Genomic DNA, 15446 nt, shown 5'->3' on the forward strand with positions numbered 1-15446 from the left:
TCGCTATTTTTTCCAAATAATAAAATAATTGACTCAGATTAATTATCAATAACTGTCTTGATCAGTTCATTTCCATGCAAATGAGTGGCAATGAGAATAATATATTCACTTTGTCCCTCATCTAACCATGAATCTAACGATTCATATACACTATTACCAAACAGAATATTTGAAAAAGGGAAAATGAGATTAAAGCGCTTACCCCACAATTTTTCCAACTACAATTTCAGATCATCAGAAAAGACAGATATGATAGTCAACATAGCACCTGGCGGTAACAGAGTTATATGTGTATAGATATCTTCTAGCAACTCAGGCATCATTTTATTAAAAAGGGACTTCATCCTTTATTCATACTGTTCTTTCTCATTAATGTTATGTACAAATGAAGAAAAGGCGAGATACCGTGACATATGCGTAAATTTAGGTGTATATCTAACTGGTAAGAAAGAGTTACTCATTGCATCAGTTACGCCCCCACTAATATCAGGAAACTTAACCTTTATATCAATAATTTTAAGATGAACTCTTCCTTTTTGCAGTAACGCTTGATAATAATCGGTGCGTATTGCATTCCAATATTCCCCCTCTAAGTTACTGCCATTCCATAATAATAACCTGAAAGTAAAAATCCCGCCCCAAAGTAACAAAGGTATTAACAGCAGTTCCGACCAGAAAATATAAGAATTTTTAGACAGATATTGTGAAAAGAAACCCAGAAAAATGCATAGATAAACTATGACTATCAATAATAAGATACTGCCCCATAGCCACAGAGATAGTGTTTTAGTAGTTGTTTTTATCTCAGCAGGTATATCGAGAATGTTTACTGGCATGCCCTTATTCCTTGAGTACAAGCGAACCAGAGGAGATAAGCGTAGCGCCACAAGCACAGTGATGCCCCTCTAACGCAACGGGGAGCCCATTATCGCAATGGTTTTCGTCACCTTCAATGATGCTATTTATGCCATGTTTTGGGCAAGAAACTCTATCTGATTTGCGAGTAACAAGCCTGCCATCAATAGAGACTTGAGCTGAGCCAGTTAACACCACACCACCATGAGATGTTTTATTCCAACACAAATGATTTTTCTCATAAAATAACACCTCTTCCAAAAACTAATATACTAATTATTAATAACAACTTCCGGTAATCTTTTCAGCAGGTCAGGTTTAAACTGTTCAGGATCATCAACCATTACCCACTGACCACTAGAGTTTCTTTCTTGTATTTTTTCAGGTTTTTTGTAGGTTCCAGTTTTAGGGTTTACCTCAACAACCTGATCTTTTCCTATAAATTTAAATGCAACTTCAATATTAGAGTCCATATAGTAATCTTTTATCTTTCTAAAGCCCTTAGAATAGTAATCAACATCTCCACCACTAGCTGAATAAGGAAAGCCATTCAATCTAATTAATGTATCGTAAGTTTTACTATAGAATAAAATATCATAATAGCCTTCATGCTGTTGCGAATTTAGCTGTAAACCTTCAAATGTACAAGCTGAATAAAAAAGCAAATAATCCGGCGAGTCTTTTAAAATAGAGTCCAATCTCCCTATGCAAAGCAGAGGATATTCGACTCCGTCTTGTGTTAAATTAGTTAGCAAAAATTGAGATATTCTATTATGTTGTTTAACCCGAATTACCTGCTGATACTGAGAGGTTTTCTCAAGGAGGCCATCATAGATACCACCCGGCACTACCACCTGTTTACCATCAAAGATGCCAAGCCATAGATCCTGTTTTTTATTTACAAGCCAATACTGGTTTTTAGATAACCTCTTTTCTCTTTTATCATCGGGTAATTTATTTTGTTCATCTTTATATTGAGTATTTTCTTGCTCCTGCTCCTGCTCATTATCGAATATACTTTGCATAAGTTCACTTGAATTATTTTCCCAAGTTTCCTTGCTGATTACAGGAAATTTATCATTTGACCAACAAACATGTGTTACTAATATAAAAAAAACCATTAAGTATTTCATTATTAACCCTCAGGGATAATTGAAACCATCAATAAAAGGAACGGGATCTATACGATCAAGCATACCAGCCCTTGAAGGATTACGTATTCTCACCTCAAAATGCAAATGAGGTCCCCTAACAATGGTGGTCATGCTGCTAGCATTCCCAGTACTGCCAGTTTTACCAATGCAGTCACCGCTATTTATCGGACTGTGAAGCGATAGATTAAGGCTAACTTCAGAAAGATGTGCATAGAAGAAATAAACTTCCCTCAAGTTATGACAAAGAGATTTCTTTGATAGCGGCAAGTCATCAACCTGAACAACAATAAATAACTGTTGCCCATCCCCCCTATTAGTAATAAAAGCTACACGCCCATCCGCCACGGCATAAATAGGTGTTCCAGGTTCCGCAGCAATATCGACTCTTTGATGGGGTCTCGGTGCCCCATTAGCACCAATCCTGACAGAACTTCCAAAAATTGCGCTTCTTGCACTACGTAACCCATGGATTCTTATGCGACATATAGCCAGTAGGTTACGCCATTGTATTGTAGCACTAGAATTAGCTCTAACAGGGGTATTAGATGTTGTTACGGTACTACTACTTGTGCTTGTGTTTGCTGGAGTGCCAGTGTTTGCGGACTGGTTACGTGCTTTTTAGATGTTTTAGCCCGCTGATAAATAACCCCGAGTTTTTACTGCTGCTGCCGACGTAACTGACTTTTCCTGTGCCGCTGTGCAACGCCCCAGCCAGATAATATTTTTCGTTTTTCCCTGGAGTGACAATACGTTTTTGTTGACCACGCAGTTGCCAGTCAGCACCTATTTTGGGGTTGAAATGGATATCGACCTCATCCTCGTAAAACACGGGACGTTCGACGCTACACTTACTTAGCGCTTCGGCGATAGCGGCCATTTTCTCTTCTTTATTTGGGTCGCAAATGCGCAGCGTGGGGGCCGCTCTTCGCCAGACAATTCCAGCTGAGGGAAGCCAGCGGCGAACGGTTGAAGCATGTAAACGGTACCCAGTGATCTCGTTGATTTTTATTGCTAACAGTTCAGTACTCCAGCGAGAACGCTGATAACCAAAATCTTCTGGAGAATGCTTAATCAGCTGACGCAACAGCGCGCAAATATGCTCGAACGGCCAGTGTCGTCTGCGCCCTGAAGGCAATGATTTCAGACCTTCCAGACCCTAAAGTGTGTACCAATTAATCCAGCGTCCCAGAGATGAACGCGCGCAGCAAAGCGTCTTGGCAACGTCACTTATCTTGTCTCCGCGATGAAGCATCAGCATCGCGGTGAGTCTGCGGACATGGTTTTTATCACATGTTTTATGGATGGTTTTTTGCATCAGACGCCTTTCGGCGTCGGGTACCGGTGATATGATCGGCATGGCACAGTCCGGTTAGTGATTTGGGATATTCAGCGATTGATCAGATCGCTTAAATCGGACTGAGTTCCCTTCTGGTGATCTACTATTTGGAACAGCTATTTAGCTAATGTGGCTGACATAAAAATATCTGAAACATTGAGGCCGGATATATATTCATCAGCAGAAACACTTGGCTGTTGGGATCCTGAAACTCAGTCTGTGGTAATAGCTAGAAAATGTCTTTCTTCTCTCGATATCTTTGCCGGTGTACTGATACATGAGCTTATTCATGCTAAAACAGGTTTCAGCGATGTAAGCAGGGATTTTGAAAATTCACTAACAGATTCAATCGGGGCGTTATGTGCAATAATACTTGAGAATGAAAAAAATCATTCTCAGCCCCTTATTCATCAGATGCCGAATGAAGCCGTGAAGAAAACTAAGCTAAGGTATAGGCCGTGGTATAAGTTCTGGTGAGGATATAATATCTGAGAGTAAAATCTTACATCTGTACTAACAAATCGTGGTAATCATCCCATGCCCCGAGCAAACTAGCTCGGCACATGGGAATAGCCGGATCTCAAAAAGAAAGACTAATTCAATAAAACTACACCATAGAAAGCAGCCACGGCAGCGCCACCCAGCAGATAGACCGGCAGCATCACCACATCTGCAGCTACCGCTACCGGATAAAGCGCCCTCTTAGCAGAAGAGGCATTTTTGCTATAAAAATTCACCTGCAAAGGATGCTCAAAACGGAATCTATGGTCACTCCCGTTTTTGCAACACCGATTTCGACGATAAGTTGGCTTGCTTGAATCTATCCGGCGTCTGAATGGGATTTTATTCCCGCGCCTCGATGAGTTCCGCGCCTGATGAACCTCAAGAAAATATACGGCTTCAATGAGCCTTTCCGTTTTACAGGTTCCTCAACAGGCCGGTGGGCCGTTAGTATCATCAATATCAGTATTCGCAAAACCAGATGAGTGATTGTTTAAACTAGTGTATTTATGCCGTTATGCTGCGTAAGTTTGCTGTCGCGCCGTCAGTGCCCAGGCTATTCTGGCCAGCTTGTTTGCCAGAGCACAGGTGACGACAAAGTTGCTTTTCCGGCACAACAACTCCCTGACCCAATCGGCCAACTTGCCAGACTGATGTTCCAGTTTTTGTATGAATACCCTTGCACACTGAACCAACAGAGTTCGGATTTTTTTGTTACCTCTTTTGCTAATCCCCAACAATGTCGTTCGACCTCCCGTGCTGTACTGTCGAGGTACCAACCCTGTTGCCGCCGCAAAGTCACGGCTGCTGGCGTATTGCTTCCCGTCGCCAATCTCAGTTGAAATAGTACTCGCTGTCAGCGTTCCGACACAGGGAATGCTCAGCAAACGCTGTCCAACCTCATCCTCGTCCAGCTTTCGCTTCAACTGGGATTCCAGATCTTTAATCTGCTCAACAAGATAGTGATAATGTTGTTGTAGTTTCAGCAATAACTGGCTGAGATAAAGAGGCAAACTATTGTCCTCAAGAATGGTACTCAGCCGACTAATAACGGCAGCACCTCGTGGTACGCTGATACCAAACTCCAGTAGAAAAGCATGCATCTGATTAGTTGTTTTTACCTTATCCTGAACCAGAGATTCACGAACACGATGCAGAGCCCGCATTGCCTGCTGAGATTCCGTTCTGGGCTGTACGAAACGCATGGACGGACGCGATGCAGCTTCACAGATAGCTTCGGCATCAACGAAGTCGTTTTTGTTGCTTTTAACGAATGGGCGGACAAATTGTGGTGATATCAGCTTTGGAAAATGCCCCAACTCTGCCAGCTTACGGGCCATAAAGTGGGAACCGCCACAGGCTTCCATCGCAATGGTTGTTGCCGGGCATGATGCCAGAAACTCGATTAGCTTTGGTCGGGTAAACTTTTTACGGTAAACAGCCTTCCCACGATGATCCTGACAATGGATATGGAAAGAGTTCTTACCCAGATCGATACCAATAAGCGCAATATTTTCCATGATGGTTCTCCGAATGAAAGCCTGTCCTCAGCATAGTACCGGGAAGGAGGGAGTGACCATCTCATTAAATATCGGACGGTGTAGCACCTTTTCTGTGAATAGTGCCAACCAGATTATCCAAGCTAATGTTGCAAACACCTGTTGTTTCAGTATTGCTTGAGCAATTCCAGTCAGTACTTTTTATCAGCGACTTTATTTTCTCTCTCTCTACCACAGTCTGATAAATATACTTCAGCTCAATATTACCTATGAACCTATCTTTTTTATCATTAAGTCTAAAGCTACCATCCCTGACGACCTGAATTCTTTTTTTATCAATCTGTCCGGTAACTAACAGTGTTGAAAACTCATCGACTCCCGATGACAAGACATAATCGAAACGCGTACCAACAAACGCCCAGTTTTTATTATCACCTTGCTGAGCCAAAGACATTCCGATAATGACATCATTATTATAATGAGTATAGCCTGTTTCATGCCCCCTGATATCAGCCGAAAGCTGCTTAGTTACGCAGGCCGAAAGAAAAAATGGTAACATAAATATCACCACCAATTTACACGTTAATTTCAAAATATTAATCACACTGATTCCTTATTATATTCTTATTTTTCCAGACCAAAATTTTTGTCCTATAAGACATATTTTATAGGTTTACTATTCTAGTATTAGAGACGTTCCTGATAAACATTAGAGAAAAGTCTCCAATAATGATTCGGGAAGTATTCATTGAATGTGTAGGATAGATAGGACGTCAGAAATATATTTCACAGTATTTCATAAACCCTCCCTTTCCAGGCCCGATAATAAATACTTACCCATTACAATAAGCTATCTGGCTCTTCATTAGATTGAATCGGTACGAATCTATAACGGATTCGTCAGTTAGATAACGTAGTTATATCCAGGCCAAATCAACAGTACATAAAGGAAATTTTAACTAGGAGTATTCTTGCTTTTACCTCGCATATTGTGCCCTTTTCTTAATCTTTCTTTCGCTTTTTCAATCGCTAACTTTGTACGATTTGGAAATAACATCGTCATCTCCGAGGGGAACAAATGAAGATTCTTCTCCAACAAGTGCCACTCGTCATCACTCCAGCTCTGCACAGGTGTCTCACGCACTTTGAGTTTCGTGTATTTCAGACCCAGTTGGCTTGCCTTGATTTTGATCGACTCAACACTTCTGCGGGGCAGTTTTAGGACCACTTTGGTGCCCATTTTGGGGTAAAACCGCATCAAAATATGGACTTCATTTTCCTGCCAGCTTCGGAGACTTTTGACCCCCATTTTTTTTGCCATGGCAAAAATGGTTTTCCGTGTTCTCCCCGGCAATAACTGACCGACAAAGGTTATCCCCTCGCCATCGGCATAATGTGTCCGGATGACCTCTTTTTCCTCTTCAGTCCAAGAATCCGCCTGCACCTTACAAAGCCCTAACTCCTGGGCTGCCAATCTTATTGCGGTCACCGTACGACCCAAATAGACGGCTATCTCAGCGACAGGTAGCATGCCATAGTGGGTTTCTACAAACATCAATTCGCCCACGGTCCACGCGGTACGGTGGTTTCTGTATTCTTGACTCATCACCGGTTTCCTTTCGTATTGCCCTGTTCAGCCTTTCCAGGCACAAGCGATAAGTTTTCTGGCCCAGTAAACCCTATGGCAATTGTGTAAAATGTCAGTTACGCGTCGCATGCAGTGAGATCGTATCAGGTAGCGTGACAGGCCGGTTATGTCGTCGACCTGCATTATGCCAAGAAACTGCTCAACGTGATTCAACAGATGAAAAAACACCGGTGAGCAGGTAGCGAAAACCTACAGCCTCTATCTATTCACCCCTCTTTTTCATGGCTATTGTTGCCCGCTCTGCACCTCATCCGTTAGGGGTTGCCCCTTGTTTTGCTCAATGACTTCCTTCATAACCACAAACTTCTGGTAGAACCAACCAATCGCCACCAGACATAGCCCCAGACCGAGGAATGAGACCGAACGATATAGCCCTTCGAGACCAGACATATCCCACAGGAATAGTTTGACGATAGTCAGCGCCAGCAACCCCAACGAGGCGCGGCGTACCTTATAGTTAGGCCAGCGTATCGCGCTGTACATCATACCGATGGCGGTTAGCATCCACGCTAAGGAGTAGCAGTATTGCTCACCACTATACACGATACCGCTATCTAACCGGTCGCCATGCCAGAGCTGACGGACTGTCAAGGTAATGAATACCATTCCCAATAGCGCAATCGCACCGATAACGTAAGGCTTTAGCCGGATATCAATCCAGTGATCTGGCCAGTATCTTAGCGCTACCATCATGAACACTATCGGGATCGCATAGGCAACGCTCACCATATTAAGCAGCGGCAGGCCACCAACGTTTTGTGCTGACCAAAGTGGGTTAAAGGCAACCAGACAGACTAACGTCATGATTAGCATCAGAATGGCACTGACTTTAGCCGCCAGACGGTATATATGCTGTAACGAATCGGCAAACTGCTCACGATAGCCATAGGCCAATGCCATCAGTCCGAAGGTCACCCCATGCAACGCAAAATCGGTAAGCGAAGCGAAATCCAGAGATAAATGATAGCTACCATGCAGCAGGTGGCGTAACTCGACGTTAATCCACAAGGCCAACAGATAAATAGCATTGGCCGCTAACCAATTGGCGGTGCGATCGCCGCGACCCGCAGGTAACCAGCGTGAACTCAGCCATAGGCAGAGCACCGGAATACCAAAACCATATAACGTCCAGGGAATGGTGACTGAGCCAATGTGTAACGGCGAGGAATACTCAAGGATATACGGGTTCATTGACAGACGAACCAGCAGCATGACCGCATGCAGTTTCAAAATCCAAGACAGCAATGAAACCTGCCGCCAACGTTGCCAGAGTACCAGAGCTAAAAGCTGCCCCGCGAGCAGCAGGGTTAGCGCAACCTGGCTGAAGGCAATAAATAATGCAAAGGTCAACGTCAGTTGGGCGGAGATCTGATAGAGGGTACGCAAAAACGCTGAACTGCGGCGGGACACATCGCTAAATACGTTCCACGCAATATACAGAGCCAGACAAACTGCCAGCAGTGTGTATTCAACTGTAGCCAGATCAAATTTATCGCGACAGACATAATAGATATTTACCACGATATACATCGGCACAAGCACCGATAGCAACGCCCACCACAGTGTGCGATAAACTGGTCGGGTTACCTGGTAGATACCATATATCCCGCAGAATAGAGCTAAGCTGCTAAACGCGAGCAGACTCGTCCAGACATTTTCTGGATCAAAAAGAGTTCCTGCATTAATAAAGGGAGAAATGGCTAATATCGCAGCCAGTGGGACAAACAAATCTAAAGAGGGTGAGCGTTTAGCAATCAGTAACAGGCTGATACAGGAGAACACCAACGTGCTCCATGACAGTATCGAATGGTTTCCGCTCAACATTAAAGCCAATAGCGAAAGCCCGGCAATCAGACCGGTTAATAAAGGATCCTGCAAAGCTGGCGGCCAGCTTTTCCAGTTCTTATTGCGAAAGCGTATTTTGCTTTTTAGCGACCACCCCAGATGCGGCCAGGCTAGGAAACCGTAAGTGGTTGATAGCAGGAATAATGAACGCGCTAATTGGTGATCGGATGTTGCTATAAATAATGAAACAAAAAGCCATAGATAGTTACCCACCATCGCCCCGATCCACAGCCAATGCCGATAGACACGGCTCATTAGGCCGATAGAAGCCAAACTGACCAAGAATAGGTAGGCCAACAACCCGGTAACATTACCACTGCCTGTCGAGACAAATAACGGGACGGTATAGCCGCCAAGTATCCCCAAAGCGGCCATAAATGGCCCCTGCCACAATGCAAGCACCATCGCAAGCAGAGAAATCAGGCTGAGCAACAGCATGAGAATTGGCATCGGGAACATATCGTAGAAATATTTAGCTGCCAGCATCGAGGCAAACAGGCCGATAATCCCCGCTCCACTCAGCGCTGCGGGGATATAATCGGCATTGGCCAAGGGCAACTGAAAACGTGAGCGCCTAAGCCACTCCCCCCCACCAACCATCAACATACTCAGAATAATGGCGGTACTAATCCGCAAGGTTGGGCCGAACAGACCCTGCTCACTGCCTGCTTTCAACAGGAAAATCACACCCAGTGCCATGATCACACCGCCGATCCAAACCATCCAGCGGGCGGCAAACTCTTGCTCGATACGCTTCCAGAAACTCTCCGGTGATTTTAAGGAAAGCAGCACGTTCTCCAGTTTTGTCCACACATCAGGTACCGGTAGATGAGCACGCGCAGGGCTTACATCCATTTCTTGCAACGCTTGAAGTGCTTCATCCTGTGGCTCAAACACCTCACTGTCAGCAACCCTGGATTCTATTTGTGGGGCTGATTCTGTTTCTTCCGCATAGGCTGGAGTAATCTCTTTAATCTGGCTTTGTTTTTTGGTGAGTAGATAATTCTGATAGGTTGCGTAATCAGGCTTCCAGGCCTTGGATACGGTCACATCATCTGCCAGATTCGTTGATGTGATCTCTTCCTGAACAGGGGCCACAGTAGATTCGGGCAAGTGTGGAGCAAGCTCATTGCGAAGCCTGCCAATATCTTCTCGTATCTGATTTACCGAGTTAGATAGCGTACTTATTTGTATGTAGATGACAAACAATAAAATAAGTAAAAAAATCAAAAGCCAATATTCCATGATGTATCCCACATCTTACGTAATTGTACAGAGGACTCACCTTGACGAGTGACGTCGGTTCTGAATGGCACAGAACTGGTTAGTGAGTAAAGGTATTTACCGGAAAGGGGGAGCTGTCCGTGCTGGCGGTCTATTGGTTATTCAGGTAACGCCAGCAACGCATAGCGGTTCAGCAGTTGACTAAACCGGCTGTCAATCTGTTGGCGCAGTGCCGATGACGGAGTCTGCCCTGACTCGGACTGTACCTGATACTGACGCAACAACTCTTCCAGCGGTAAGGTTTTTGCCAGCGGCTGTTGTATCGCAAACACCACCGTTTTCAGCTCCGAAACCGTCATATAGCGTCCCTTCTTTTCATCCAATCCATTCAGTCGCTCTGCCAGTTGCCGCAAACGCTCTTGTGCCAATGCATAGTGTTTCAACTCCACCAATGGCGCAGCACCGGCTTCTCGTTGTTGTTGCCATAATGCACTCAGTCGGTTGACTTCTTGACTGGCGGGCCACAGTTGCTGCGCTTGTGATAACACCCCATCCCCCCGCATTTGTGCCCATAACGGCGGTAACTGTGTCAGTTGTTCCAACTGCGTGCCACTGCCTTGCAATACCGGGCCAGCCAATCGTACCAACTCAGCATCTGAGGTTTGTTTTCTCAGTTCATCGATTGATTTGGCTGCCAGTGGCGCAGGTAATGGCGCGACGCTGGTCAGCAATGCCTCGCGCAATGGATTAGATGACAGCGACTGCCAGATAAAGAAACTGCCCACCATCAAAACGGCCATCAGCGATAGCCCGGCGACAAACCCCTGCCCCGCTTTCCAACGTGGTGGGGGCGGCAAAGGCGGCGACAACTCCACCTCAACACGCGCCGGGGCCGGTTCGTTGACAAGATAAACCAGTGGTTCGCTGACCGCAGCCGACGAGAATGTCGGTTGTGGCTGTCGTTGTGGTTCAGAGACACCGGCATGCCGTACCGGAATACTTAATCGGTCTGGCGTATCAGCGGCGGCCTCAGCGCTCTCCAGACGTAGTGCTGCGTTATGCAACATCAGGCGCACCCCATCCAATTTACTCAGATGTTTGAGCTCTAGCGTTTGCAACTGCGTGCACAACTGTTCCAACGCACGCTCTGCCCGGTACACCTGAGCCAGGTCACCGTAGCATAACGTCATGGTGCGCCAAACTTGCTGCAACCGGTCACTCAACCAGGCCAATAACGCCACCCGGGCATGTGTTTGCGGCGGCCATAATGCACTCCACTGATGAGACAGCAAGCCCGCCAACAGCTCCAACCCTTCACACAACCCGGCAAGACCGGCAATGTGCGTACGTGCCAAGGTAAAATCTACCGTGGTCTGCAACTCAACCCCGTTCTGGCGAAACAGCGCCAAACAAAGCTGCTCGACCCGCCCCCAGTCAACATCCGGGCGAGCTGGATGATGTAATTTGCCGATTTCGTCACGTAAGGCACTAAATTCAGCAAAATGGCGGGGGTCACCACCGGTTTTAACCGTGCGCTCGGTATTCGATATCATGTGTTTGTCTTCCCTGAATAGGCGTTAAGATGACTCACCCGGATTGAGATAATGTTGTTGTTTAAGATGACGTATCAGCACCCGGCCTTCCGGCATAAATGCCGTGCCGTAGCGCACCAGTCCTAGCCCTTTCAGTTCCGCCTCAATGGCATACTCCAGATGGCCGGGAGCGGATTGTGGCAGTAGCAGCACGTTGATACTTTTCAACCGTGGCTCATATTTTAGCAACGTGGCTGAGAGCGTAGTCAGCAGCGCGTGCGCACTGCCCGGCAATCCCTGTAGGATCTCGCTCATATCCGGCAGACCATAATCGGGCAGATGACTGAGTGTTCCCGCCCGGCAATTGAGAATGCGCTGCATATTGTCGAGCACCGACAGGACGACCTGATTAGCTTCACTGACCTGATGTAGTTCAAGCTCACCCGCTACGTTGCCGAACAGCATTTCATAGAGAGAAGGCTGGGGCATATTACTTATCCTTCAAGGGTAAAAGAATCATCCCATGATTATTCAGTTCAATCTGACGAGCCTTATCGGGGTCGAGGTCATCACGGCTCAACACCACCCGCCAGGTGTTGTTAGCGATATCAGGTGCCAGAAACATACCCGCGACTGCCACATACTGCGCTTTTTCGTCCATCGGCATATCGATGGACACGGCAGCACCCGGACGAATACGGATATCTTTTTCAGCAAGTAGATCGGCTTTTATGGCCTGGCTGTCCTCGGCAAATAATGAGGGATAATCGGTACCGTCAAACGTTTTGCGGTCTTGTAGCTGATAGATGCGCACCACCGTGGCCAGTGGGGCACCGGTCGCGTTGTTGTTTACCGCATCCCGCGCCTGTATATCCAGATGCAGGGTTTTCACCTGCTTATAAAAAATGGATTTTGTCACCGCGACGGTGCCATCACTCACTTTCTGAGTCAGTCCACATCCGCTCAGAGTGGATATCATGACCAGCATCAGTAATGCAAAACGTGTTTTACCAGCGGTAATCGCCATATTCATCGGTGTCCCTTCGGTGAAGATTTTCCTGAACACGCTGATAGCGGCCCAGATTAATTGTGATCATTTCAGTGTCGGTGGGTGTGGTTGACGCGCTGCGCTGTGTCCGCATTACGGCGGTTCTGCCTAACAGAATACCGGTGCTTTTCGGCTGGCAGGAGAGCTGTGCGTCAGGCAGTAGCGCGCGTAACACCGTCAGTTGTAAACGCACATGCAGCCGCGACCCCAGATACACATGCAACAACGCTATCAAATCCGTGTGTAACTGCCCGCCGGGCAACCACTCTCGGGCTTCATCGGGGTTATCCGTTTTCAATTGCAGTAATACCTGACTGTTAACATCCACCGCGTGACTGCCCATTACCGGGCTGTTACTCATGCTGACGGGGTGACGTGCGCTCAGGGCCAGTGGATTGCGCAAGGGGATACGGCAGCGGTCATGGGCTATCACGTGGACATCGGTTTCCGGTGCCAGCAACTGAACCAGCGCAATAATGCCTTCACTGGTGCGCGTGGGCAGGCGCATCATGCCAGTCAGTGCCAGAAAACGAGACACCGGCGTGGCGATATTCTGTGCACATCCCTCAATACCCAGACCACAGAGGCTCAGCAGATACCGAGAGGTTTTATCGGTGCCGCCGGGCGAAAAGCTGGCAGGATAAGAGTACTTCCGCCAGACGCGGTAGTACTGCGTGATCAGTCGGTGATTGAAAATGTCCAGAAAGTCGCTGACCGCCTCATGCCCTTCCCGGCGCTGGGTAATATCGTCGATATACGCAGTAGGCAGTGGCGACTCCACGCCATACAGTCCCATAAAGGTGGTGCGGATGGTCGGTGGGAGGTGTGCATGCGCGGGTATTTCCACCCGTTTAAATTCACTGGCCGGAAACCCCATGCCCGGATGGGGGCGAAAACGCACCGGATCATGCCTGACCTGCCAGTGACTACCCAATGGGGGTGCATCCGGCTGGCTTTGCTCCAGTAACTGACAGAAGCGATAAAACTGGGTATACGGCAGTTTATCCCACAGTTGTTCGATTAGCCGGGCAGACGCTGATTGTGATTCTCTTTCCATCGGATACATTTCCCAGCAGGTTGAACGATAAGAGTGAGCTGATTGAACAAATGGATGTCAGCGTAAAGGGCAAAGAAACGGTTGAGCATCTCGCCAAACAGATGAATGTCGCCTTCGCCGGTAAAGCCGTTGCCATCCAGTGTCACTTCAATGTCGATACCCCGTAACAGAAAGCCCTTTTCAAAACGCTGCGTCTGGTGGTGCTGCACCTGTTGAATGGCATCAAGACGGCGATTATTCAGTTCATCCCCTTGCCAGTTGTACAGCTCCAGCGTCCCGCGTAGCACCTGTGCACTGCTCATCAGGTTGAGGTAACTTGAGCCCAGATGGCTCAGTACCCGCCACTGGAAGTGGTCTTCCGCCGGGGGATAAGAGGGTAACGTAGGCTTGCAGAGATTGCGTACTTTCAGCGGCGTCTGTAACACTGCTTCGCAGCGGTCCAACAACGTGCTCTGTAACGCTTTGCGCGGGAGCTGACCATTGGTACCGGTAATTTTCAGTGACACCGCCTCGCGGGTAAACAATCGGTCCGCTTCCCATTGCTGGCCGCCGAGGATCAACCAGGTATCATGCAGCCCGGTCACCCCTCGTTTTACGCGGGTATGGTAATAGCGTTCCGGCGCATGACGTCGCTGCATTCCGCCACGATGGCGAAAACTGGTAAAAGGAACATAGGTGGCATCGGATGTCCGTTGCGAACCGGTCACAGCGTCCACGGAGTAAATTTCGGTATGCCCATCCTGCAAGCGGCGCGGGCGCAGCATATACTCACTTTCCAGTCCATTGATGGTTAACGGGTCAGCTTCCAGCGAGAACAGGTTAATCACCGGTACACAATGCAGGTTAAGCGCGTCATCCCTGACCGGCAGATCACTTTGCCACTGACAATCAAACACCACTTCGATATCAAACCAGGCAATACCCGCCGGCAGCGTCACGGTTTCCAGCCCGTTCAGATGCACGAACATAAACTTCTCGCGGAAAGTGAAATATTCCAGTAATAGCTGATAACCGCTGAATGCGCTGTCACCTTTGGGCCACAGCAAATCTTGGTCTGCAAAGCCACCGGGCGAAAACCAACCATCCAGTTTTATCCGATCAGCCTGATTGGGTAGACGCAAATAAAGCGCTGCCTGACGCCGGGTCAGGGCCAGATGTAACGCACTGCTGACCGCCGCCTCTCCCGCCAGATAAAAACACAAGCGACGTAAGTCCACCTGCAACCAGTCGGCTTGTGGGCTGCATGCCAGTCGCAGGCGCAGCACCGAACGGCCGTCTGGTTCGGTCGCCATCACCACGGTTGAGACGGCGAGCGGGTTGAGTACCATATCGCGGGTAGTTCGGTACTGGCAGTACGGTATTCTTCGGCCCAATGGGGCGGGAATAGATTTCCATGCCTTCGGGCACGATTTCAGCCATTTTCATCGCCGGAACATCCGGGGTCAGCGCCACCACCGACAGCGAGGGAATGGTGCGTAGATAGTGCGGCCACAACATGCTCACCAGCCCTTCGGTGAACTCCGGCAGGTCGTCATCAATTTTTTCGCGCAATCGCCCCATGGAGAAGGCAAAGCCTTCAAACAGGCGTTCGACGTAAGGGTCAGGCGTACCGGGTTTATCCAGATCTAACATCGCTGCCCGGTCAGGGTGAGTTTGGGCAAACTCTTTCGCCGCATCACGCAAATAGCGCATTTCAGCGTCGTAATAACGCAGGGTAAGGTCTTTCATCGTTTTCTTTTTATCAGGA

At 47.6% G+C, this 15446-nt stretch carries 12 protein-coding genes and 4 pseudogenes; 1 reads left to right on the plus strand and 15 read right to left on the minus strand.

Features of this window, described 5'->3' with window-relative positions:
* Positions 1-347 precede the first annotated feature (347 nt).
* The 5 genes and pseudogenes from HRD69_RS01100 to HRD69_RS01120 form a co-directional block, all read right to left on the minus strand.
* Positions 348-836 (minus strand): hypothetical protein, encoded by a 489-nt coding sequence (locus HRD69_RS01100; RefSeq protein ID WP_050413220.1) that lies wholly within the window; start codon positions 834-836, stop codon positions 348-350.
* A 4-nt stretch (positions 837-840) separates the two neighbouring features.
* On the minus strand, positions 841-1107 hold the full coding sequence (locus tag HRD69_RS01105; protein ID WP_425330490.1) for a PAAR domain-containing protein: 267 nt from the start codon (positions 1105-1107) through the stop codon (positions 841-843).
* A 20-nt stretch (positions 1108-1127) separates the two neighbouring features.
* Positions 1128-1988 carry a hypothetical protein gene (locus tag HRD69_RS01110; RefSeq protein WP_172984584.1) on the minus strand — a complete coding sequence of 287 codons (861 nt, stop codon included), beginning with the start codon at positions 1986-1988 and terminating at the stop codon, positions 1128-1130.
* A 9-nt stretch (positions 1989-1997) separates the two neighbouring features.
* On the minus strand, positions 1998-2354 hold the full coding sequence (locus tag HRD69_RS20530) for a M23 family metallopeptidase (RefSeq protein ID WP_244263001.1): 357 nt from the start codon (positions 2352-2354) through the stop codon (positions 1998-2000).
* 265 nt (positions 2355-2619) lie between these two features.
* Positions 2620-3366, minus strand: a pseudogene (locus HRD69_RS01120) (IS630 family transposase); the annotation flags it as partial.
* A gap of 108 nt (positions 3367-3474) precedes the next feature.
* Between HRD69_RS01120 and HRD69_RS01125 the strand changes: the two are divergent.
* On the plus strand, positions 3475-3822 hold the full coding sequence (locus HRD69_RS01125; RefSeq protein ID WP_120011459.1) for a hypothetical protein: 348 nt from the start codon (positions 3475-3477) through the stop codon (positions 3820-3822).
* Between the two features lie 116 nt (positions 3823-3938).
* Here the strand turns inward: HRD69_RS01125 and HRD69_RS01130 are convergent.
* From HRD69_RS01130 to tssF, 10 genes and pseudogenes are all read right to left on the minus strand, one after another.
* Positions 3939-4106, minus strand: a pseudogene (locus HRD69_RS01130) (YidX family protein); the annotation flags it as partial.
* A gap of 255 nt (positions 4107-4361) precedes the next feature.
* On the minus strand, positions 4362-5366 hold the full coding sequence (locus tag HRD69_RS01135) for an IS110-like element IS5075 family transposase (RefSeq protein WP_172984585.1): 1005 nt from the start codon (positions 5364-5366) through the stop codon (positions 4362-4364).
* Positions 5367-5433: 67 nt separating this feature from the next.
* A pseudogene (locus tag HRD69_RS01140) lies at positions 5434-5904 on the minus strand (YidX family protein); the annotation flags it as partial.
* A gap of 396 nt (positions 5905-6300) precedes the next feature.
* Entirely contained in the window at positions 6301-6951 is a 651-nt protein-coding gene (locus HRD69_RS01145; RefSeq protein WP_032815334.1) for a hypothetical protein, read from the minus strand.
* A gap of 267 nt (positions 6952-7218) precedes the next feature.
* Positions 7219-10083: a DUF2339 domain-containing protein gene (locus tag HRD69_RS01150; protein WP_172984586.1), complete on the minus strand. Its 2865-nt coding sequence runs from the start codon at positions 10081-10083 to the stop codon at positions 7219-7221.
* 137 nt (positions 10084-10220) lie between these two features.
* Entirely contained in the window at positions 10221-11615 is a 1395-nt protein-coding gene (locus HRD69_RS01155) for a VasL domain-containing protein (RefSeq protein WP_004877048.1), read from the minus strand.
* A 24-nt stretch (positions 11616-11639) separates the two neighbouring features.
* Entirely contained in the window at positions 11640-12083 is a 444-nt protein-coding gene (tssE, locus tag HRD69_RS01160) for a type VI secretion system baseplate subunit TssE (RefSeq protein ID WP_032815332.1), read from the minus strand.
* Position 12084: 1 nt separating this feature from the next.
* Positions 12085-12621 (minus strand): type VI secretion system lipoprotein TssJ, encoded by a 537-nt coding sequence (gene tssJ, locus HRD69_RS01165; protein ID WP_276325337.1) that lies wholly within the window; start codon positions 12619-12621, stop codon positions 12085-12087.
* The gene (tssG, locus tag HRD69_RS01170; RefSeq protein WP_172984587.1) at positions 12602-13699 is read right to left on the minus strand and encodes a type VI secretion system baseplate subunit TssG; all 1098 of its coding nucleotides are present in this window, start codon (positions 13697-13699) and stop codon (positions 12602-12604) included. Before tssG ends, tssJ begins: the two co-directional genes overlap by 20 nt.
* Positions 13663-15427: pseudogene (tssF, locus tag HRD69_RS01175) on the minus strand (type VI secretion system baseplate subunit TssF). Before tssF ends, tssG begins: the two are co-directional and overlap by 37 nt.
* Positions 15428-15446: the final 19 nt, after the last annotated feature.

Source organism: Yersinia mollaretii ATCC 43969, assembly GCF_013282725.1.
Classification (GTDB): domain Bacteria; phylum Pseudomonadota; class Gammaproteobacteria; order Enterobacterales; family Enterobacteriaceae; genus Yersinia; species Yersinia mollaretii.

Excerpts from the sequence above, each read along its gene's own strand:
- HRD69_RS01100 (WP_050413220.1), bottom strand. The coding sequence starts at position 836 with ATGCCAGTAAACATTCTCGATATACCTGCTGAGATAAAAACAACTACT.
- HRD69_RS01110 (WP_172984584.1), bottom strand. The coding sequence starts at position 1,988 with ATGAAATACTTAATGGTTTTTTTTATATTAGTAACACATGTTTGTTGG.
- HRD69_RS01135 (WP_172984585.1), bottom strand. The coding sequence starts at position 5,366 with ATGGAAAATATTGCGCTTATTGGTATCGATCTGGGTAAGAACTCTTTC.
- HRD69_RS01145 (WP_032815334.1), bottom strand. The coding sequence starts at position 6,951 with ATGAGTCAAGAATACAGAAACCACCGTACCGCGTGGACCGTGGGCGAA.
- HRD69_RS01150 (WP_172984586.1), bottom strand. The coding sequence starts at position 10,083 with ATGGAATATTGGCTTTTGATTTTTTTACTTATTTTATTGTTTGTCATC.
- HRD69_RS01155 (WP_004877048.1), bottom strand. The coding sequence starts at position 11,615 with ATGATATCGAATACCGAGCGCACGGTTAAAACCGGTGGTGACCCCCGC.
- tssE (WP_032815332.1), bottom strand. The coding sequence starts at position 12,083 with ATGCCCCAGCCTTCTCTCTATGAAATGCTGTTCGGCAACGTAGCGGGT.
- tssJ (WP_276325337.1), bottom strand. The coding sequence starts at position 12,621 with ATGGCGATTACCGCTGGTAAAACACGTTTTGCATTACTGATGCTGGTC.
- tssG (WP_172984587.1), bottom strand. The coding sequence starts at position 13,699 with ATGGAAAGAGAATCACAATCAGCGTCTGCCCGGCTAATCGAACAACTG.